At 67.9% G+C, this 18,971-nt stretch carries 18 protein-coding genes; 11 read left to right on the top strand and 7 right to left on the bottom strand.

Annotated features, from left to right (window positions below):
* Positions 1 to 27: 27 nt before the first annotated feature.
* Genes ACLJOO_RS29815 through ACLJOO_RS29795 form a run of 5 tightly spaced genes read left to right on the top strand, consistent with a single transcriptional unit; the run spans position 28 to position 4,843 of the window.
* Positions 28 to 1,398 carry a phosphomannomutase/phosphoglucomutase gene (locus ACLJOO_RS29815; RefSeq protein ID WP_410790779.1) on the top strand — a complete coding sequence of 457 codons (1,371 nt, stop codon included), beginning with the start codon at positions 28 to 30 and terminating at the stop codon, positions 1,396 to 1,398.
* A gap of 10 nt (positions 1,399 to 1,408) precedes the next feature.
* The gene (locus tag ACLJOO_RS29810; protein ID WP_131460142.1) at positions 1,409 to 1,612 is read left to right on the top strand and encodes a Trm112 family protein; all 204 of its coding nucleotides are present in this window, start codon (positions 1,409 to 1,411) and stop codon (positions 1,610 to 1,612) included.
* 10 nt (positions 1,613 to 1,622) lie between these two features.
* On the top strand, positions 1,623 to 2,699 hold the full coding sequence (locus ACLJOO_RS29805; RefSeq protein ID WP_410790778.1) for an SIS domain-containing protein: 1,077 nt from the start codon (positions 1,623 to 1,625) through the stop codon (positions 2,697 to 2,699).
* Positions 2,693 to 3,847 (top strand): mannose-6-phosphate isomerase, class I, encoded by a 1,155-nt coding sequence (gene manA, locus ACLJOO_RS29800; RefSeq protein ID WP_410790777.1) that lies wholly within the window; start codon positions 2,693 to 2,695, stop codon positions 3,845 to 3,847. The genes ACLJOO_RS29805 and manA overlap by 7 nt, the downstream gene beginning before the upstream one ends.
* Before the next feature lie 36 nt (positions 3,848 to 3,883).
* Positions 3,884 to 4,843: a cation diffusion facilitator family transporter gene (locus tag ACLJOO_RS29795; RefSeq protein ID WP_410790776.1), complete on the top strand. Its 960-nt coding sequence runs from the start codon at positions 3,884 to 3,886 to the stop codon at positions 4,841 to 4,843.
* A 9-nt stretch (positions 4,844 to 4,852) separates the two neighbouring features.
* On the opposite strand, the gene ACLJOO_RS29790 is transcribed toward ACLJOO_RS29795, so the two are convergent.
* Positions 4,853 to 5,794, bottom strand: a complete 942-nt coding sequence (locus tag ACLJOO_RS29790) for an acyl-CoA desaturase (RefSeq protein WP_410790775.1) — start codon at positions 5,792 to 5,794, stop codon at positions 4,853 to 4,855.
* Positions 5,795 to 5,927: 133 nt separating this feature from the next.
* Complete coding sequence (locus tag ACLJOO_RS29785; protein WP_130382469.1) at positions 5,928 to 6,287, bottom strand: MerR family transcriptional regulator; 360 nt, start codon at positions 6,285 to 6,287, stop codon at positions 5,928 to 5,930.
* Positions 6,288 to 6,398: 111 nt separating this feature from the next.
* On the opposite strand from ACLJOO_RS29785, the gene ahcY reads away from it, so the two are divergent.
* A complete protein-coding gene (gene ahcY, locus ACLJOO_RS29780; RefSeq protein WP_410790774.1) occupies positions 6,399 to 7,835 on the top strand; it encodes an adenosylhomocysteinase in 1,437 nt (478 codons plus the stop codon).
* 271 nt (positions 7,836 to 8,106) lie between these two features.
* Here ahcY and ACLJOO_RS29775 read toward each other — a convergent pair whose 3' ends face one another.
* Positions 8,107 to 9,123 (bottom strand): RDD family protein, encoded by a 1,017-nt coding sequence (locus ACLJOO_RS29775; RefSeq protein ID WP_410790773.1) that lies wholly within the window; start codon positions 9,121 to 9,123, stop codon positions 8,107 to 8,109.
* An 81-nt stretch (positions 9,124 to 9,204) separates the two neighbouring features.
* Between ACLJOO_RS29775 and ACLJOO_RS29770 the strand changes: the two genes are divergently transcribed.
* Both ACLJOO_RS29770 and ACLJOO_RS29765 read left to right on the top strand, forming a co-directional pair.
* Positions 9,205 to 10,200 carry a stage II sporulation protein M gene (locus tag ACLJOO_RS29770; RefSeq protein WP_410790771.1) on the top strand — a complete coding sequence of 332 codons (996 nt, stop codon included), beginning with the start codon at positions 9,205 to 9,207 and terminating at the stop codon, positions 10,198 to 10,200.
* A gap of 28 nt (positions 10,201 to 10,228) precedes the next feature.
* The gene (locus tag ACLJOO_RS29765) at positions 10,229 to 10,990 is read left to right on the top strand and encodes a DUF1206 domain-containing protein (protein ID WP_410790770.1); all 762 of its coding nucleotides are present in this window, start codon (positions 10,229 to 10,231) and stop codon (positions 10,988 to 10,990) included.
* A 10-nt stretch (positions 10,991 to 11,000) separates the two neighbouring features.
* Here ACLJOO_RS29765 and ACLJOO_RS29760 read toward each other — a convergent pair whose 3' ends face one another.
* The 4 genes from ACLJOO_RS29760 to ACLJOO_RS29745 form a co-directional block, all read right to left on the bottom strand.
* On the bottom strand, positions 11,001 to 12,587 hold the full coding sequence (locus tag ACLJOO_RS29760) for an ABC transporter permease (protein ID WP_410790768.1): 1,587 nt from the start codon (positions 12,585 to 12,587) through the stop codon (positions 11,001 to 11,003).
* The gene (locus tag ACLJOO_RS29755) at positions 12,584 to 13,480 is read right to left on the bottom strand and encodes an ATP-binding cassette domain-containing protein (RefSeq protein ID WP_410790767.1); all 897 of its coding nucleotides are present in this window, start codon (positions 13,478 to 13,480) and stop codon (positions 12,584 to 12,586) included. Before ACLJOO_RS29755 ends, ACLJOO_RS29760 begins: the two co-directional genes overlap by 4 nt.
* Positions 13,481 to 13,482: 2 nt before the next feature.
* Positions 13,483 to 14,073: a TetR/AcrR family transcriptional regulator gene (locus ACLJOO_RS29750; RefSeq protein ID WP_410790765.1), complete on the bottom strand. Its 591-nt coding sequence runs from the start codon at positions 14,071 to 14,073 to the stop codon at positions 13,483 to 13,485.
* Between the two features lie 157 nt (positions 14,074 to 14,230).
* A complete protein-coding gene (locus tag ACLJOO_RS29745) occupies positions 14,231 to 15,097 on the bottom strand; it encodes a phosphotransferase (protein ID WP_410790764.1) in 867 nt (288 codons plus the stop codon).
* Between the two features lie 169 nt (positions 15,098 to 15,266).
* Between ACLJOO_RS29745 and ACLJOO_RS29740 the strand changes: the two genes are divergently transcribed.
* Genes ACLJOO_RS29740 through ACLJOO_RS29730 form a run of 3 tightly spaced genes read left to right on the top strand, consistent with a single transcriptional unit; the run spans position 15,267 to position 18,966 of the window.
* The gene (locus tag ACLJOO_RS29740) at positions 15,267 to 17,063 is read left to right on the top strand and encodes an ABC transporter substrate-binding protein (RefSeq protein ID WP_410790763.1); all 1,797 of its coding nucleotides are present in this window, start codon (positions 15,267 to 15,269) and stop codon (positions 17,061 to 17,063) included.
* A complete protein-coding gene (locus ACLJOO_RS29735) occupies positions 17,060 to 18,082 on the top strand; it encodes an ABC transporter permease (RefSeq protein WP_410790762.1) in 1,023 nt (340 codons plus the stop codon). Before ACLJOO_RS29740 ends, ACLJOO_RS29735 begins: the two co-directional genes overlap by 4 nt.
* A complete protein-coding gene (locus ACLJOO_RS29730; RefSeq protein ID WP_410790761.1) occupies positions 18,079 to 18,966 on the top strand; it encodes an ABC transporter permease in 888 nt (295 codons plus the stop codon). The genes ACLJOO_RS29735 and ACLJOO_RS29730 overlap by 4 nt, the downstream gene beginning before the upstream one ends.
* Positions 18,967 to 18,971: the final 5 nt, after the last annotated feature.

The raw sequence follows: 18,971 nt of genomic DNA, 5'->3' as shown, positions 1-18,971 counted from the left end.
GGTCGGTGGGCCGGATAGGGTCCGTGCATGGTTGATGTTGCGGGGATCTTCAAGGCTTATGACGTCCGGGGGGTTGTGCCGGACCAGTTGGACGAGTCGGTGGCCCGGGCGACCGGGGCTGCGTTCGTCGAGGTCCTGGACGTGCTCGGCGGGCCTGGCGCGGTCGTCGTCGGGTACGACATGCGGCCGTCCAGCCCGGCGCTGGCAGCGGCGTTCGCCGAGGGTGTGGCCAGCACCGGCGCGGACGTGATCGACATCGGCCTCGCGTCCACCGACCAGCTGTACTTCGCGTCCGGGCGGCTCGATCTGCCCGGCGCGATGTTCACCGCCAGCCACAACCCGGCGCAGTACAACGGCATCAAGATGTGCCGCGCGGGCGCTGCCCCGGTCGGCTCCGACTCGGGGCTGCGCGACATCGCCGACCTGGTCGCCAAGGCCCTGACCGAGGGCCCGGCGACCGGGTCCGCACCGGGCCACGTCACCCACAAGGACCTGCTGACCGCGTACGCCGACCACCTGCACCACCTGGTCGACCTGAGCGGCATCCGGCCGCTCACCGTGGTCGTCGACGCCGGCAACGGCATGGGCGGCCACACCGTCCCGGCCGTCTTCGCCGAGGGCCCGGTGACGATCGTCCCGATGTACTTCGAGCTCGACGGCAGCTTCCCGAACCACGAGGCCAACCCGCTCGACCCGAAGAACCTGGTCGACCTGCAGGCCAAGGTCCGCGAGACCGGCGCCGACCTCGGCCTCGCGTTCGACGGCGACGCGGACCGCTGCTTCGTGGTGGACGAGAAGGGCGACCCGATCTCACCGAGTGCGATCACCGGCGCGGTCGCCGTCCGGGAGCTCGCGAAGCACCCCGGTTCGGCCGTCATCCACAACCTGATCACCTCGAAGGCCGTCCCGGAGCTGATCACCGAGCACGGCGGTACGCCGGTCCGCGCGCGCGTCGGCCACTCGTACATCAAGCAGAGGATGGCCGAGACCGACGCGGTGTTCGGCGGCGAGCACTCCGCGCACTACTACTTCCGCGACTTCTGGCGCGCCGACACCGGCATGCTGGCGGCGCTGCACGTGCTGGCCGCGCTGGGCGAGCAGGACAAGCCGGCCAGCGAGCTGTTCGCCGAGTACGAGCGGTACGTCGCGTCCGGCGAGATCAACAACAAGGTCGTGGACGCGGCGGCGACCGTCGCGGCGATCGAAGATACGTATTCTGGCGTCGACGGCGTGACCGTCGACCATCTGGACGGGTTGACTGTGTCGGCGGGACAGTGGTGGTTCAACGTCCGTGCGTCGAACACGGAGCCGTTGCTGCGGCTGAACGTCGAGGCGGCGGACCGGCCGGAGATGGAACGCGTCCGCGACGAAGTACTGGCCCTGATCACTGGTGCATAGGGAGAACTGAATGGCAGTCAATCTGGACCCGGACCTGCTGAGCATCCTGGTCTGCCCGAAGTGCCGCTCGGAGTTCCGCGTGGACGACGAGGCGAACGAGCTGATCTGCACCAACGCCGCCTGCGGGCTGGCGTACCCGGTGCGTGACGACATCCCGGTGCTGCTGATCGACGAGGCCCGGGACACCAGGGAACCAGCGGCGACAGAGAGCTGACACCGAGCTGATGAGCGTCTTCGACGACACCCGGCTGGACGACCCGGCCGCACTCCACGCGGCGGACCACCTGCTACGACGGCTCGCGATGGCCGGCGCCCGGGTCCGCGCCGAGCTGGAAGCGTCCGAGGACGTGCTGTCCAAACTGGAGTCGGACGGTTTCCGTCCCCGCGCAGTCGTGGCGGCCGGCCGGGACGCCCGGCTGGTCCGGGCCGTGCTGGAGCCGGTCTGCCCGGTTCCGTTCCTCGCCTGGCCCGGTCCGGGGCTGCCCGGCTGGGCAGGTCCGCTCGACCTGGTCGTCGTACTCGCGGGTGCTTCCGAGGACCTCGACGCGGTGTCGGCCGCAGGTGAAGCGGTACGGCGTGGTTGCGGGCTGATGGTGGCCGCGCCGGAGGACTCGCCTGTGGCGATCGCCTCGGCCGGTCTGCGGCACGCGATCCGGCTGCCGTCCCAGTCCGACGACCAGCTGGCGTCCGCGGTCGCCGTACTGCAGGCGCTGCACCAGATGGACCTGGGGCCGGAGGTGGACCACAAGGCCGTCGCCTCGATGCTGGACGAGGTGGCGATCGAGTGCTCGCCGAACAAGGACGTGGCCTCCAACCAGGCCAAGGACCTCGCGCTGGTGCTCGCGGACGCGTTGCCGCTGGTGTGGGGCGGCTCGGTGCTTGGAGCGCGGGCCGCGCGGCGTGTGGTCGAAGCACTGCGGTTGGCAAGCGGTCGGCCGGCTCTGGCCGCTGACGCCGGTCACCTGCTGCCGGTGCTCAACCAGCCGCCGCGGGACCTGTTCGCGGACCCGTTCGACAAGGCGGAGGAGCTGCGGCCGGCTCTGATCATCCTGGACGACGGCGTGGAGGACTCGGGTGTCGCCGAGCAGCGCCGCAAGCTGGAGCAGAAGGCGCACGCGCACGACGTCCGCGTGCACACGGTGACGCAGGCCGACGGCACAGACATCGCCCGGTACGCCGCCCTGACCCAGCACGGCCGGTACGCCGCGGCGTACCTCGGGATCGGCCTCGGCCGCTACGGTACGGCGACCGACGACGACCCGGGCGAGCCGGGGATCCCTTCGGAGGACCCAGCGTGGTAGTCCCGCTCCAGAACACGATCCGCGACTACGCGTGGGGTTCGCCGACCGCCCTCCCCGAGCTCCTCGGGGTGCAGCCGGACGGCGAGCCGCAGGCCGAGCTGTGGATGGGCGCGCACGAGTCCGCCCCGTCGGTGCTGCCGAACGGTGACACCTTGTACGACGTGGTGTCCGCCGACCCGGCCGCGGTGCTGGGCGCGGACACGGCCGAACGGTTCGAGGGCCGGTTCCCGTTCCTCGCGAAGCTGCTCGCCGCCGCGCAGCCGTTGTCGATCCAGGCGCACCCGTCCCGGGACCAGGCGATCGACGGGTACGCGCGGGACGAGGCGGCCGGGATTCCCCGGGACGCCGCGGACCGGAACTACAAGGACGCCTGGCCGAAGCCGGAGATCCTGATCGCGCTCGAGCCGTTCGACGCACTGGTCGGTTTCCGGCCGCTGGAGAGCACGGTCGCGCTGCTGGATGCCCTGGGACCGGCCGGCTTCGGCGACCTGACGGACCTGCTGCGGAACGGCAAGCTGCGCGAGGCGTTCACCGATTTCATGAGCCGTGACCGGGACGCGATCCGTCCGCTGGTCGCCGCCCTGGGGTTCGCGGTCGACACCTACACCGGTGAGGCGTTCGCGTTGGAACGCGAGACGATCTCCCGGCTGTGCGCGGATTTCCCGGACGATCCCGGCGTACTCGCTGCCCTGCTCCTGAACCGGGTGCGGTTGCAGCGGTTCGATGCCGTGTACCTGCCGGCCGGGAACGTGCACGCGTACCTGCGGGGGCTCGGGTTCGAGGTGATGGCGAACTCGGACAACGTGCTGCGCGGCGGGCTGACGAGCAAGCACGTCGACGTACCGGAGCTGGTTTCGGTGGTGGACTTCGAGCCGCTCGCCGACCCGGTACTCACCGCGACCACGGACGGGGTCTACGAGACAGGCTGCCCGTACTTCGCCGTACGGCGGGTCGACCTGGACGGCGACGAGCGGACGGTGGACGGCGCCGGGCCGCGGATCATCTGCTGCGTCGACGGGACAGTCGATGCTGTCGGCAAAGAATCTGCTGTGAAGTTGTCCGCAGGGCAGTCGGCGTTCGCCTCGGGAACCGAAGGACCCTGTAGCCTGCGTGGTTCCGGCACGGCGTTCGTCGTGTCCGCACGCTGATTCCACGGCACTGACTTTTCGGAGGACCTGAACACCATGGCTGGTGGCGGAAACAAGGCCGTTGTCGCGGCTTTGCTGGCGAACACCGGGATCGCGGTCACCAAGTTCGCCGCCTGGGCGCTGACCCAGTCGGCGTCGATGCTGGCCGAGGCGATCCACTCGCTCGCCGACGCGGGCAACCAGGTGCTGCTGCTGGTCGGCGGCCAGCGGGCCAAGCGGGCGGCCGACGAGCTGCACCAGTTCGGATTCGGCCGGGAGCGGTACGTCTATTCGTTCATCGTGTCGATCGTGCTGTTCAGCGTGGGTGGTCTGTTCGCGCTGTACGAGGGCTACCACAAGGTGCACGACCCGCACGGCATCGACCACTGGAAGTGGGTTCCGGTCGCGGTGCTGGTCGTCGCAATCGTGATGGAGAGCCTGTCGTTCCGGACCGCGATCGTCGAGGCGAACAAGGTCCGCGGGCACGTGTCCTGGGTGCGGTTCGTGCGGAACGCGCGGGCCCCGGAGCTGCCGGTCATCCTGCTCGAGGACTTCGCGGCGCTCGCCGGTCTGGTGCTGGCGCTGATCGGCGTCGTACTGACGCTTGTCACTGGCAACGGTGTGTTCGACGGCCTGGGTTCGATGGCGATCGGCGCGCTGCTGGTCTGCGTCGCGATCTTCCTGGCGATCGAGATGAAGTCGCTGCTGCTGGGGGAGTCCGCGACCCGCGAGGCGCAGCAGAAGATCGTCTCCGCGATCGAGAACACCCCGGGTGTGCAGCGCCTGATCCACATCAAGACCCTGCACCTCGGCCCCGAGGAGGTCCTGGTCGCCGCGAAGCTCGGCGTCGAGCCGACCACCGACGCGGCCGTGGTCGCCGAGACCATCGACGCAGCCGAACGCGCCGTCCGAGCCGCCGAGCCGATGGCAGTCCACATCTACCTCGAGCCCGACGTCTACGTCGAAAACCACGTCCCCGACGAACGCCCCGCCGTACCGGAAGCACCCTCGCATTGACACCGGCTGTCAGGGTGCTGCGGTACGTTTCCTCTCGAGGCGGTCCTGGTCGGGCCATCTGACGTCGTACGCCCAGCCGAGCTGTTCGAATCGCTTGATGATCCAGGCATTCACGTCGATCTGTCCCTTGAGTACGCCGTGACGTGCGCACGTGGGGTCGGCGTGGTGCAGGTTGTGCCATGACTCGCCCTGGCTGAGGATGGCGAGCCACCAGACGTTGCCCGACCTGTCGCGGGCGTCGAACGGTTTCTTGCCGGTGACGTGACAGATCGAGTTGATCGAGAACGTGACGTGGTGCATCAGGGCGACGCGGACCAGTGTGCCCCAGAAGAATCCGGTGGCGGCGCCGTGCCACGACCTGTCCCACAGCCCGCCGATGATCGCCGGCGCCAGCAGGGAGATCGCGGCGAGGCTACGGAAACGTCGTGAGATCGCGGCCAGGTCGCGGTCGCGCAGGAGGTCCGGCGCGTAGTGCTTGGGGTCGGCGCGATCCGAACCCCAGAGCACCCACCCGGCATGGGCGAAAACGAATCCCTTGGTCACCGCCCAGGCCGAGGTGCCGTAGCGCCAGGGCGAGTGTGGATCTCCCTCGCGGTCGGAGAACTTGTGATGCTTGCGGTGGTCGGCCACCCAGCGGATGGCAGGCCCCTCGAGAGCCAGGCTGCCGGCGATCGCGAGTGCGATCTTGAGACCACGCTTGCTCTTGAAGGAACCGTGGGTGAGGCCGCGGTGGTAGCCGGCGCCGATGCCGGTGGTGGTGATCACGTAGAACACGACCAGCAGGACGATGTCGTGCCAGCCGATCCATCCGCCCCAGGCGAAGAACATCCCCGGCAGCAGCGCGAGAGTGGGCACGACGATGAACACCCAGATGAGTGCTCGCTCGAGCCGTCCGCCGACGGCTTGGAACTCGCCGGACACCGCATCGTCCGGAACTGCCGTTGTAGCCATGATCGACACCCCGCAAGTACTCCGTCTGAGTGCGCCGGGGACCGGGGCAGCACCGCTCCGGAATCGGCGGAGCGTGACACTTCGGTACCCCGATTCGCGCCCGTGGAATCAGGCAAGCCGAAGGCCTCGGAGGTCAGCGGGGTTTGGGTGGGAGTACGCCGGAACGTCCCAGCCATCTGAGCGCGCGGTCGCGGTCGATCTGCGCCTGGGTGGGTGGGGCGGTGAGGCGGCCGGTGCGGTAGCCGAGGTTGCGGATGTCGGCGGCCACGGACGGTTCTGCGAGCGCTCTCAGGGCGAAGGCGAGCGCGGCCGGCGTCACGTCGTACCGGCGTTCGAGATCGAGCGCCAGTTGGACGGCGGCCAGGTCGCGTTCGTCGTACTGGCGCTGCGCCGTGTGTTCGGAACGGGAGCGGGGGAGCAGCCCGAGTGCCTCCCGGTAGCGCAGCATGCGCGGAGTGGTACCCAGTTGGCGAGCGGCCTCGGTGATGCGCATAGCATCAATCCTGACATTTCGGTGTCAAAAATGCGCCTGGAGCGATCAAACCGCGTGGCTCGGCCCTCTAGGCTCAGGTCGGTAAGAAATCACAGTCTTCAGGGGAGCGGCATGACCTTCGACTACAAGGTGGCGGACCTCGGCCTGGCCGAGTTCGGGCGCAAGGAGATCCGGCTGGCCGAGCACGAGATGCCCGGCCTGATGGCGATGCGCGCGCAGTACGGCGAGAGCAAGCCGCTGGCCGGCGCGCGGATCATGGGCTCGCTGCACATGACGATCCAGACCGCGGTGCTGATCGAGACGCTGACAGCGCTCGGGGCCGAGGTGCGCTGGGTCTCGTGCAACATCTTCTCCACGCAGGACCACGCTGCCGCCGCGGTCGTCGTAGGCCGCGACGGTACGCCCGAGGCCCCCGCCGGTGTCCCCGTCTTCGCCTGGAAGGGCGAGACGCTGGAGGAGTACTGGTGGTGCACCGAGCAGGCGCTGAACTGGCCGGGTGCCGAGGGTCCGAACATGATCCTCGACGACGGCGGCGACGCCACGATGCTCGTGCACAAGGGCACCGAGTTCGAGAAGGCGGGCGCCGTACCGGACCCGTCGACCGCGGACTCCGAGGAGTACGCCGTGGTCCTCACGCTGCTGACCCGCACGCTGACCGAGGACCCGCAGAGGTGGACCGCCATCGGTCAGGGCATCAAGGGGGTCACCGAGGAGACCACCACCGGCGTGCACCGGTTGTACGAGATGCACAAGGCCGGCGCGCTGCTGTTCCCGGCGATCAACGTCAACGACTCGGTGACCAAGTCGAAGTTCGACAACAAGTACGGCTGCCGGCACTCGCTGATCGACGGGATCAACCGCGCCACCGACGTACTGATCGGCGGCAAGGTCGCGGTCGTCTGCGGGTACGGCGACGTCGGCAAGGGCTGCGCCGAGTCGCTGCGCGGCCAGGGCGCCCGGGTGATCGTCACCGAGATCGACCCGATCTGCGCGCTGCAGGCGGCGATGGACGGGTACCAGGTGACGACCGTGGACGACGTGGTCGGGATCGCCGACATCTTCGTCACCACCACCGGCAACAAGGACGTCATCACCGCCGACCACATGGCGGCGATGAAGCACCAGGCGATCGTCGGCAACATCGGCCACTTCGACAACGAGATCGACATGGCCGGGCTGTACAAGACCGCCGGTGTCGAGCGGGTCAACATCAAGCCGCAGGTCGACGAGTTCCGGTTCCCGGACGGCCACACGATCATCGTGCTGTCCGAGGGCCGGCTGCTGAACCTCGGCAACGCCACCGGGCACCCGTCGTTCGTGATGTCGAACTCGTTCACCAACCAGGTGCTGGCGCAGATCGAGCTGTTCGTGAAGACCGCCGACTACCCGACCGAGGTGTACGTGCTGCCGAAGCACCTCGACGAGATGGTCGCCCGCCTCCACCTCGACGCCCTCGGCGTCAAGCTCACCGAACTGACCAAGGAGCAGTCCGCGTACTTGGGCGTTCCGGTCGAGGGCCCGTACAAGGCTGAGGCATACCGCTACTGAACCGCTACTGAGCGGACGCCCACGCAGGCACAACCCCCTCCCAACGGTCGGAAATGGCCGTTCGGAGGGGGTTTTGCGTGCGTGCAGGTTCCTGTGGCCGTCAGTCTCGGCGGGTGGCCAGGAAGGCCATCGTTTGGTGGTGTTCGGGGCCGAAGGGAGCGCGGGTGAAGTCGCCGACGACCTCGGTGTCGGACGGGGCGAAGCCGGCCAGTTGGAGCGGCGGCGGACGTGGAGGTAGCTGCGGCCGGTCATCTGTTCGTCGGTCATGCGGTCAGGACCACTGGGACGACTCGTTGCTGCCTGGTGCGGCCCAGCCTTCGGGGTTGATGGTGGCTGGGCGGGGGTCGGTGCGTGGTGGGGGTGGGGCGAACGGGCCTGGTGGCGGGGGAGCTGCTGGGAGGACGCCGTACGGGCTGGGCGGAGCGAACGGGCCGGTGGGGATCGCGTACGACGGGGCGCCGGCGGGCGTCGGCAGGGTCGGCGCGGGGACGGCGTACGGGTTGGGGGCGAAGGGGCCGGTTTGGGTGGGGCGTTGGGTGGAGAGGCGGGCGAGTTCGCGGCGGCGGCGTTCGGCGAGTACGGCGGAGAGGTAGGCGGGCGCGATGATCTGGGTCGGCGGTGCGGGTGCGATGACGGCGGCTACACGGGCGGCCAGTGCCTCGCCGAGGGCGTGTTGCGCGCCGGGGAGGAGCTCGGCGTACCGGGCGAGGTAGTCGCGGGCCGCGTTGGCCAGCTCGTCGGACAGCCGGGACAGTTCGAGCGATTGCGCCCACTGGACCAGGTGGCCGGGGACGAACAGCGGCGGCGACGCCATCGACTGGTGTCGCTCGCGAATGACGACCGTACCGGCGACCATGTCCCCGATCCGCTTGCCCTGCTTGTTCATCAGGCTCGCCACGATCCCGGGGCTGGCCGCGAACCACGGCGCGAAGTCGACGAAGAACCACATCAACGTCCGCACCAGCGCGTGCCGGAACCGGATCGAGCTGCCGTCGTCGCGCACCACCTTCAGCCCGAGCACCATCTTGCCCAGCGTCCGCCCCCGGGTGAGCGTCTCCATCACGACCCGGTAGCCGACCACGACGAGCAGTACGACGATGAAGATCAGTGCGACCGCCAGCGCCTCACTCGACTCGCTCCCGAACAGGAAGCCGGCCAGCAACGCGATCAGCACGGTCAGGACGATGCCCTGCAGCACCATGTCGATCGCACACGCCAGCGCCCGCGTCGGCATCCTGGCGATCCGCACCTGGAGGACGACTGCTTCGCCGGTGACCAGCTGCGACACCTCGCCGCCCCCTCCCCTGATAGACACGGTAGACACTCGGTCCGGTTAGTCTGCCACCAGTCGGGTGGAGGAGGTGTGGCAGTGGACGTAGAAGCGTTTGTTTCGGTGCACCAGCCGCAGTGGGACCGCCTGGCCTACCTGACCCGTCGCCAGCGCCGCCTGTCCGGTGCTGAGGCCGAAGAGCTCGTAGTGCTCTACCAGCGCGTTGGCACTCACCTGGCCGCGTTGCGAGCCGCCGGAGCGGACCCAGTCTCGATCGGTCGCCTGTCCGGGCTGATCGCTGACGCGCGTGGTGCCGTGACGGGTGCGCATGCGCCGGTTTGGCGTGACATCTCGAAGTACTTCCTGGTCAGCTTCCCGGCCGCGCTCTACGCGTCCAGACGCTGGTGGGTCACCATCGGGCTGCTCTTCTACCTGGTCGCGGCCTGGGCCGCTTGGCGGGTGCTGGCGCACCCGGAGGTGGTGGACTCGATCGCTACGCCGGACCAGATCAAGCAGCTCGTCGAGCACGACTTCGAGTCGTACTACTCGGAGAACCCCGCACAGGACTTCGCACTCCGTGTCTGGATCAACAACGCGACGATCAGTGCCGCCGTACTCGCGCTCGGCATCCTGCTGATCCCGTCCGTCTTCATCCTCTGGGACAACGCGCTCAACCTCGGCCTCAGTGCCGGGCTGATGATCAGCCACGACAAGGGCGGTCTGTTCTTCAGCCTGATCACTCCGCACGGTCTGCTCGAGCTGACTGCGGTGTTCGTCGCGACCGCGGCCGGACTGCGGCTCGGCTGGTCCTGGGTCGTACCGGGGCCGCGAACCCGCATGCAGTCCGTCGCCCAGACCGGCCGCGCCACCGTCGGTATGGCGATCGGCCTCGCCGCGGTCCTCCTGGTCACCGGCCTGATCGAAGCCTTCGTCACACCGTTCCTGCCCGGCCCGGTCCGCATCGCTATCGGCATCCTCGCCGAGCTGGCGTTCTTCACCTACGTCTGGACCCTCGGCCGCCGGGCCAACCGTCACGGAGAGTACGGCGACATCGACGAATCGGACCGCGAGGCCACCGCACCCGTCTCCGCCTGACCGTTTCCTCCTGGGCACTTGTCAAGGTGTGACTACAGCTCATGAAGTCCGCCACAGCAGGACGTACGACGTTGCGATCAAGACCGGCCTGGTCGCGTACGGCGTCGTACACCTGCTGATTGCCTGGATCGCCCTGCAACTCGCATTCGGCAAGTCGTCGCACGAGGCCTCGCAGCAAGGCGCTCTGCAGGAACTGTCCAGCAAACCGTACGGTGCCGTGCTTTTGTGGATCGTCGCGATCGGACTGTTCGCACTGGTCGTGTGGCGGGTTCTGCAGGTCGCTTGGGGGCATCTGGACCTGCCCAAGAAGGTGACCTCGGTCGGCCACGCGATCGCGTACCTCGTGCTGGGGGTCAGCGCGGTGAAGGTCGCGGTCGGATCCGGAAGCTCGAGCAGCGGGCGTACGGTTTCTGCACGGCTGATGGCCCACGCCGGGGGCCGGGGCCTGGTCGTCGCCATCGGTGTCGCGATCGTCGCTATCGGGGGTTACCTCGTCTACAAGGCGATCACGAAGAAGTTCACCGAGGACCTGGTCGGCGGTGTCTCGGACACGACCATGCTGCTGGGGCGGATCGGGTACGGCGCCAAGGGGATCGCGTACGTCGTGGTCGGTGTGCTGTTCGGGTGGGCGGCGATCGACTACGACCCGCAGAAGGCCGGCGGTCTCGATACCGCGCTGCGCACGATCAAGGGGCAGCCGTTCGGTCCGGTGCTGCTGGCCGTGCTGGCGGTCGGATTCGCGGCCTTCGGCGCGTACTGCTTCAGCTGGTCGCGCAACGCCCGCCACTGAGATCGTCGCTCTACGCCGGCAGGTCCCTCCGGCGTAGCCCGACCAGACCGGCGAGGCCCACGACGAGCGCGATCGCGAGCAGGACGATCAACGGACCGGCCGACACCGAACCGCCCGGGAGCGACGGGAGATGGGTGAACGGCGAAATGTCGCGGATCCAGCCGGCTGTGCTCACCCCGGCGCTCACCAGCCCGATCAGGATGCACACCGTTGGTCCTGCCCACGATGCCATCGAGGCGTGCGGGAAGAACCCGAAGATCGCGATCGCGATCGCGGCCAGCACCCACACGGCCGGCAACTGAGCGAGCGACGCGCCGATCAGTCGGGGCAGCTGTCCACCCACATCGCCGATCGCCACGCCGTACGCCAGTCCTTCGGCGACACCCGCTGCGAGCAGCGCGACGGCCGGACCGAGCAGGCTGAACACGAGGTGGCTCGCGGCCCACTGCCAGCGACTCGTGGCGGTCGCCAGCACCGGCTCGGCCCGTCCGCTGCTCTCCTCGACGCGCATCCTGAGGGTGGCCTGCACGGCGTACGCCGACGCGATCAGGCCGACGAGCATCATCACACCGGCCAGGAACGAGTCGATCAACCCGGCCGCGCCGCCCATCCGCTGGAACATCTCCTGGATGCTCGGGTCGTCACGCATCATGTCGCCGACGCCCTCGGCGACACCGCCGAAAAGCAACCCCAGCAAGGCGAATCCGATTGTCCACGCGGCGAGCAGTCCGCGGTGCAGACGCCACGCCAGCGCGAGCGGCGAGCCCATGGTGCCGTCCGCGGGGCCGAGCCGGTCGGGTAGCAGGCCGGCGCCGACGTCCCGTCGTACGGCGAGACTTACGGCTGTGACCACGAGCAGTACGGTCACTGCGAGGATCACGATGGCAAGCCACCAACGGTTGTCGGCGTACGGGTGGATCCGCTGGGCCCAGGCGATCGGGGACAGGTACGACAACCACGCGAGTGGGCCGTCCGTGTGCGCACTGGTGTCGCCGGCTGCCCGCAGTACATAGGCTCCACCGAGTACGCCGATCGCGATGCCGCGTGCTGTTCCGGCGCTCGCGGTCAGTTGCGCCGCCACGGCGCCGACTGCTGCGAAGAGCCAGCCGGTGCCGGCGTACACGATGCCGATGGCAACCGATCCGGACAGCGGCAGGTCCTGGCTGTGCATGCCGAGGGCAAGCAGTACGGCAAGTACGAGATTCGCGCCCAGGATCGTGGCGAGGGCTGCCGCGAGCTGCGCGTGCCGGCCGACGACGGTTGCCCCGAGCAATTCACGGCGGCCGGACTCCTCCTCGACGCGGGTGTGCCGGATCACCGTGAGCAGGCTGATCAGACCGACCATCACCGGTACGAATCCGAGTCGCCAGGTGACGAACTCACCGAGGCTCGGCCCGGAAAGTTCGCCGTACAAGGTGATGAAGCCGGCGTTGCTCGCGTACTTGACCCGCGACTCCGGCGTCGGGAACAGGTCGCCGTACTCCTGCACGTAGCTCACCGAGATCGCCACGAGCAGCACGATCCACAGCGGCAGGACGATCCGGTCGCGACGCAGAATCAGCCGGATCAGGCCGCCCGTCCCCGCGAGGCTCTTCATTTCACGGCCTCGGGTTCGTACAGCCGCAGGAACAGCTCCTCCAGCGACGGCGGCTGGCTCACGAGACTCCGTACGCCGATCTCCGTCAACCGCCGCAGTACCGGGTTGATCTCGTCCGTGTCGACGTCGAACTGGACCCGCCCGTCGATCGTTTTGAGGTCGTGGACGCCGGTCAACTGCGCGAGACCGTCCATCGGGCCGACGAGCTCGGCCTGGATCGACGTACGGGTGAGGTGGCGCAGCTCGTTCAGCGTGCCGCTCTCGACGGCGCGGCCGGCCCGGATGATCGTGACGCGATCACACAGCGCCTCGACCTCGGACAGGATGTGGCTGGACAGCAGTACCGTCCGGCCGTCGCGGTCGCTGATCTCCTGCACGACCTCGCGGAAGACCTCCTCCATCAACGGATCCAGGCCGCTCGTCGGCTCGTCGAGGAGAAGGAGCTCGACGTCGGACGCGAACGCGGCGACCAGTGCGACCTTCTGCCGGTTGCCCTTCGAGTACGCGCGCGCCTTCTTCCGCGGATCGAGGTCGAACCGCTCCAGCAGCTCGGCCTTCCGCTTCTTGTCCACGCCGCCGCGCATCCGGCCGAGCAGGTCGATCGCCTCGCCGCCGGACAGGTTCGGCCACAGCGTCACGTCACCCGGCACGTACGCGAGCCGGCGGTGCAGCTCGGTCGCGTCCGACCAGGGGTCGCCGTCCAGGACGACAGCTTTTCCTTCGTCCGCGCGGGTCATTCCGAGCAGAATGCGAATCGTGGTGGTCTTCCCCGCGCCGTTCGGGCCGAGGAACCCATGCACCTCACCGGTTCGCACCGTGAGGTCGAGACCGTCCAGGGCGTGCGTACGCCCGAACCGCTTGACCAGACCTTCCGTGCTGATCGCAGCCGGCATGATCACTTCTCCTGTTTCCGCATGTTGTCGATTTGTTCCTGAGTAAGCAGCGGGATCGTGAAGACCTCCATCAGGGCCTGCCCGATCCGGTTGTAGCCCTCGAGCGTGGTGATGTCCTCGCCGAGCGCCTTCGAGACCTGGTCGCGGAACACGAACACGCTCAACTTGATCGCGGCCAGCGCGGCGGCGTACCCGCGCCGGTCCTTGGGGTTGATGCCGAAACTGGTGGTCCACTCCTCGACCGCGTCGACCCCTTCGAGAAAGAGCGCGGTCGCGGTCTCCGAACCGTCCATCATCGAACGCACCAGGTAGAGCTGCAGCGGGAACGCCACCGGATGCATCGCGAGCGGATCGAGCCCTGTGAGGTCGTGGTCCTTCGTGAGCTCGGCGCCGATCTGGAGCATCCGCTCCTTCGCGTACCGGTCACACGCCTCCCGCAACGACTCCTTCGACCCGAAGTGATGCCGCACCAGCCCCGACGAAACCCCCGCCTCCGCCGCGATGTCCCGGATCGAGGCCCCCTCGATCCCCCGCTCCCCGAACAACCGAATCGCCGCATCCCGAATCCGGGCCCGCGCCGTCAAGTCATCCACCGGCCGCTCCATCCCAACTCCTCTCCCTACACACAAAAGCAAACTACTACACGATCGTGTAGTCAACCCCATACGTCGACCAACTGCGAGAAGGGACTGGGATGCAGCCGGGCCGCGCGACTGGCGGGGTGTGCGCGTGGACAGGAGGTGTCGGGTTCTACTGGGCGTCCAGGCGGGTGGCCATGGTGTTGAGGGTTGGCCAGGGAGGGCCCTCGCGCAGGGTGCGCAGGAATTCCTCTCCCCATTGCCTCCCGTTCGGGAACTGGTCGCCGATGTCCCAGCGCCACGCTGCGACCATCGCGAGCACGAGTTGCCGGCAGTCGTCCAGCAGTTCTTGGTCAACGCCTGGGTAGTGCTCGCAGACCGCCTCGGGCACGTGGGCGAGATCGAACTCGACCGGTCCACGGCAGCAGGTCTCGAAGTCGATGAACAACGGGCCGTACGTCGTACTGAGCACATTGCCCGGATGCGGCTCGCCGTGGAGCAGTTGCTCGTCGGCGCCGCGGTCGTCGATCGCCCGGTGCAGGCTTCGAAGCCTGTCACCGAGGAACACGCGGTCTGCGTCGGGGAGTTCCGGCGACAGGTTCGGGTCGGCGGCGATCGCTTCTGCCTCGGCGATTCGATCCGAGAAGTGCGGGCTCGCCATCTCAACCTTGCGCATACCTGCGTGCAGCTGCTCCAGCGCCTTGGCGAAGTCGGCTGGTGAGACGGCAGGTGTCACGGGCTCGTAGTAGGTCCACAGCGTCACTGCGAAGCCGTCGCGCGTGTACACGAGCGGTTCCACCCGCGGCTCCAAGGCGGCCACCGGTGATCCGACGTCAGCGAGCCGTTGCGCGAGCTCGATTTCGAATTCTGCAGCCTCTTCCCCCACCGGGGCGACGCGGGCAAAGACGTCGTACGGCGTCAGCCGCAGCGCCAGCTTGTTCGAGTTGTGGAGAACGATCACGTCGTCCGCCGGCAAACCAAGCGATCCGGCAATCGAAGTCGCCGCCGCGATCGCCCGCCTGAGTTCGGATGTCTCCATGACTTCGTGAGGCTACCTGTGCGCGCTTGTTCTGTCCCTCGGATTTCGGTGAGGCCCGGTAAGAAGGTTACTTCGGGGTGACAAAGTTTCGTATCTTGTTGACAGGGTGGTGGTTGCTGGTGTGGGTTCGTCCCCAAACACCAACACCAGCTGAAGGTGGGGCGGCCCAATGAGGAAGTTGTTGGCGGTGCTGGCGGCGTTGTGCTTGCTGGCGGCGGTGCCCGGTACGGCGATGGCGGCCGAGCCGGCGGCGAAGAAGGTCATCAAGATCGGGGTGACCCAGTCGGTCGACTCGATGAACCCGTTCCTCGCCGTCCGGCTGGTGACGGGGTCGATCCAGCGGATGATTTACGGCTTCCTCACGGTGCCGGACTCGAAGACGCTGCAACCCAGCCCGGATCTGGCCGAGTCCTGGACGACATCGCCGGACGGGTTGACCTGGACGTTCAAGATCCGCCAGGCGAAGTGGTCGGACGGGCAGCCGATCACCGCCGACGACGCGGCCTGGACGTTCAACAAGATGATGACCGACGACGGCGCGAAGACCGGCAACGGGCCGGCGGTGGAGAACTTCCAGAGCGTCACCGCGAACGGCCAGGAGCTGACGATCAAGCTCAAGGCCCCGCAGGCGTCGATGCTCGACAACCCGGTGCCGATCATGCCCAAGCATGTCTGGGAGAAGGTCAAGGACATCTCGACGTACGACGCCGAGGTGTACCCGACCGTCGGCAGCGGACCGTACGTCGCGGTGGAGCACAAGAAGGACCAGTTCGTCCGGCTGGAGGCGAACCCGGACTACTGGCGCGGCCGGCCGAAGATCGACGAGCTGCAGATCATCTTCTACGACAACCCCGCGGCCTCGATCGTCGGCCTGAAGAAGGGCGACATCGACCTGATCGGCCGGCTGAACCCGCCGGACTTCGAGTCGCTGAAGAGCGACAGCAACATCGTCCAGTGGAACACGCAGGGCCGGCGTGCGACGTACCTGCAGATCAACCACGGCGCGACGACCAGCGACGACAAGCCGATCGGCGACGGGCATCCGGCGCTGAAGGACCCGAAGGTGCGGACCGCGCTGCACTACGCGATCGACAAGCAGAAGCTGGTCGACGAGGTCCAGGGCGGGCTGGCGAAGCCGGCCGACGGGTCGATCATTCCGCCGCTGTACAAGGACTTCTTCTGGGAGGCGAGCGGCGCCGAGAAGGTCACGTTCGACCTCGCGAAGGCGAACAAGATCCTCGACGACGCCGGGTACAAGAAGGGCCCGGACGGTGTCCGGACGATGCCGGACGGGTCGCGGAAACTGCAGTTCCGGTTCAGCATCCACACCGACACCCCGATCGAGGACAAGCTCGCCGAGTACCTGACCGGCTGGTTCAAGGAGGTCGGCATCTCGCTGACCACCAAGCGGCTGGACTCCAGCAAGTTCAGCGAGGAGACCGGTACGACGGCGCTCTTCGACATCGCGATCAGCGGCTGGTCGGTGAACCCGGATCCGGAAGAGGTGCTCGCCACGCACCTGTGCAGCCGGCGTCCGGGCGCCGACGGCAAGGGCGGCGGCACCGAGTCGTTCTACTGCGACCCGACCTACGAGAGCCTGTACGTCGAGCAGCAGAAGGAGCTCGACCGCGGAAAGCGCGCGGAAACGATCAAGAAAATGGAGGAAAGGCTCTACACCGACGCTCCGGTGATCGCGCTCTACTACCCGAACGACCTCGAGGGTTACCGCAAGGACCGGATCGCCAGCATCACGCCGATCCCGGAGGACAAGGGCCTGCTGTACGGCGGTTCCGGGTACTGGCCGTTCTACACGCTCGAGGCGGTGTCGAAGGACGGTGCCGCGGCGGAAAGCGGCGGCCTGGGCGGTGGTGTGATCGCCGGAATCGCGGCGGCCGTAGTCGTCGTACTGATCGGTGGCTTCTTCGTACTGCGGCGCCGCAGCGGTGCGGCCGACGAGCGCGAATGACGACCGCTGTCGAAGAGCTCGAGCAGACGCCGGTCCGCCATGGTTTGCTGCGGTACGCGGCGACCAAGGCGGGCGGGGCGTTGCTCAGCATCGCGATGGTGATCGTCGCGACGTTCTTCCTGTTCCGGCTGCTGCCGGGCGATCCAGTCCGGGCGCTCGCGCAGGGCCGGAACATGACACCGGAACAGCTGGACCTGGAGCGTGCGAGGCTCGGGCTGGACAAGTCGATTCCCGAGCAGTTCCTGCATTTCGTGGGGCAGACGCTGCGGTTCGACCTCGGGGTTTCGTACGAGTACAAGCGGCCCGTCCTCGACCTGATCGGGGAACGGATCGGGTCGACGCTGCTGCTCACCGGTACGGCGTTGGTGCTCGCGGTGAGCCTCGGCCTCTGGCAAGGAGCACGGGCCGGCTGGAAGCCTGGCAGCAAGTTCGACAAGGTGTCGACCGCGATCTCGCTGGTGCTGTGGTCGGTGCCGACGTTCTGGCTCGGGCTGTTGCTGTTGATGGTGTTCGCGGCCGGAATCGGCCCGATTCCGGGGATCTTCCCGACCCGCGGGAGTTCGAGCGTCGACAAGCCGGACGGGTTCGCCGGCGTACTGGATGTCGGGCAGCACATGGTGCTGCCGTGCCTGACGCTGGTCGCGGTCGTCTACGCGCAGTACCTGCTGGTGATGCGGTCCTCGGTCATCGACGAGGTCGGGCAGGACTACGTCACGACCGCGCGGGCGAAGGGTCTGCGCGATGACGACGTACGGCGGAAGCACGCCGTACCGAATGCGCTGCTGCCGACGGTGACCTTGGTGTTCATGCGGATCGGGTTCGTGGTCGGGGGCGCCGTGACGGTCGAGGCGATCTTCAGCTGGCCGGGGCTCGGGCAGCTGTTCTACGAGGCGATCCGGGTGCCGGACTTCACGTTGATGCAGGGGACGTTCTTGCTGATCACGGTGTCGGTCATCCTGATGAACACGTTGGCGGACGTGGTCTACCACCTGCTGGATCCGCGAGTGAGGTCGGCATGAGCAGCGTGACCTGGGTACGACGACGGCGTGCGATCGGACGGTTCTGGGCGGATTTCCGCACGCATCGGGCCGGCGTCGTGGGATTGGTGATCCTTGCGGTTGCCGTAGTGCTAGCACTGCTAGCCCCGCTCTTCATCGACTCCAGCGTGACGAACGTGGTGAGCGGCACCGGCGCGAAGATGGCGCCGCCGAGTCTCGACGACCCGTTGGGGACGGACGAGTCGGGGCGGTCGGTGTTGCTGATGATCTGGTGGGGTTCCCGGACCTCACTGCTGATCGGGTTCCTCGCCGCACTGCTCAGCATGGTGATCGGGACCGTGCTCGGGATCGCGGCCGGGCATTTCCGGGGCTGGATCGGTGCCGTGATCCTGCGGGTCACCGACTGGTTCCTGGTGCTCCCGTCGCTGGTCACCGCGCTCGTACTGGCGGCGATCCTCGGCGGTTCCACCGCGACGATCATCGTGGCGATCGGCGTGACGTCCTGGCCGTCGACGGCACGACTGATCCGTGCGCAAACGTTAGCCGTGGAGGCGCGCCCGTACATCGAACGCTCGTTGGCGCTCGGCGCGGGCCACTGGCACATCACGACGCGGCATGTCCTGCCGAACGTCGCACCGTTGCTGCTGGCAAGTACGACGCTGGAGGTGGCGAGTGCGATCGTCACCGAGTCGACGCTGGCGTTCCTCGGCGTGAGTGCGAACAAGACCTCGTGGGGAACGATGCTGCGCGGCTCGTACGACTGGGGTGCGGCGACCGCCGGCGCATGGTGGTACATCCTCGTGCCGGGTCTGTGCATCGTGACCGTGGTGATGGCGTTCACCTTGTGTGGAAGGGCTTTGGAGACTGTGCTCAACCCCCGGCTGCGGACACGTGCCCATGCTTGAGCTCG

The organism is Kribbella sp. C-35, from assembly GCF_046549195.1.
In the GTDB taxonomy this organism is placed as follows: domain Bacteria; phylum Actinomycetota; class Actinomycetes; order Propionibacteriales; family Kribbellaceae; genus Kribbella.
The sequence above is the reverse complement of the archived record's forward strand: the minus strand, read 5'-3'. Positions and strand labels throughout refer to the sequence as shown.

Excerpts from the sequence above, each read along its gene's own strand:
- ACLJOO_RS29735 (WP_410790762.1), top strand. The coding sequence starts at position 17,060 with ATGACGACCGCTGTCGAAGAGCTCGAGCAGACGCCGGTCCGCCATGGT.
- ACLJOO_RS29810 (WP_131460142.1), top strand. The coding sequence starts at position 1,409 with ATGGCAGTCAATCTGGACCCGGACCTGCTGAGCATCCTGGTCTGCCCG.
- ACLJOO_RS29730 (WP_410790761.1), top strand. The coding sequence starts at position 18,079 with ATGAGCAGCGTGACCTGGGTACGACGACGGCGTGCGATCGGACGGTTC.
- ACLJOO_RS29760 (WP_410790768.1), bottom strand. The coding sequence starts at position 12,587 with ATGAAGAGCCTCGCGGGGACGGGCGGCCTGATCCGGCTGATTCTGCGT.
- ahcY (WP_410790774.1), top strand. The coding sequence starts at position 6,399 with ATGACCTTCGACTACAAGGTGGCGGACCTCGGCCTGGCCGAGTTCGGG.
- ACLJOO_RS29745 (WP_410790764.1), bottom strand. The coding sequence starts at position 15,097 with ATGGAGACATCCGAACTCAGGCGGGCGATCGCGGCGGCGACTTCGATT.
- ACLJOO_RS29815 (WP_410790779.1), top strand. The coding sequence starts at position 28 with ATGGTTGATGTTGCGGGGATCTTCAAGGCTTATGACGTCCGGGGGGTT.
- ACLJOO_RS29805 (WP_410790778.1), top strand. The coding sequence starts at position 1,623 with ATGAGCGTCTTCGACGACACCCGGCTGGACGACCCGGCCGCACTCCAC.
- ACLJOO_RS29790 (WP_410790775.1), bottom strand. The coding sequence starts at position 5,794 with ATGGCTACAACGGCAGTTCCGGACGATGCGGTGTCCGGCGAGTTCCAA.
- ACLJOO_RS29740 (WP_410790763.1), top strand. The coding sequence starts at position 15,267 with ATGAGGAAGTTGTTGGCGGTGCTGGCGGCGTTGTGCTTGCTGGCGGCG.
- ACLJOO_RS29755 (WP_410790767.1), bottom strand. The coding sequence starts at position 13,480 with ATGCCGGCTGCGATCAGCACGGAAGGTCTGGTCAAGCGGTTCGGGCGT.
- ACLJOO_RS29795 (WP_410790776.1), top strand. The coding sequence starts at position 3,884 with ATGGCTGGTGGCGGAAACAAGGCCGTTGTCGCGGCTTTGCTGGCGAAC.
- ACLJOO_RS29785 (WP_130382469.1), bottom strand. The coding sequence starts at position 6,287 with ATGCGCATCACCGAGGCCGCTCGCCAACTGGGTACCACTCCGCGCATG.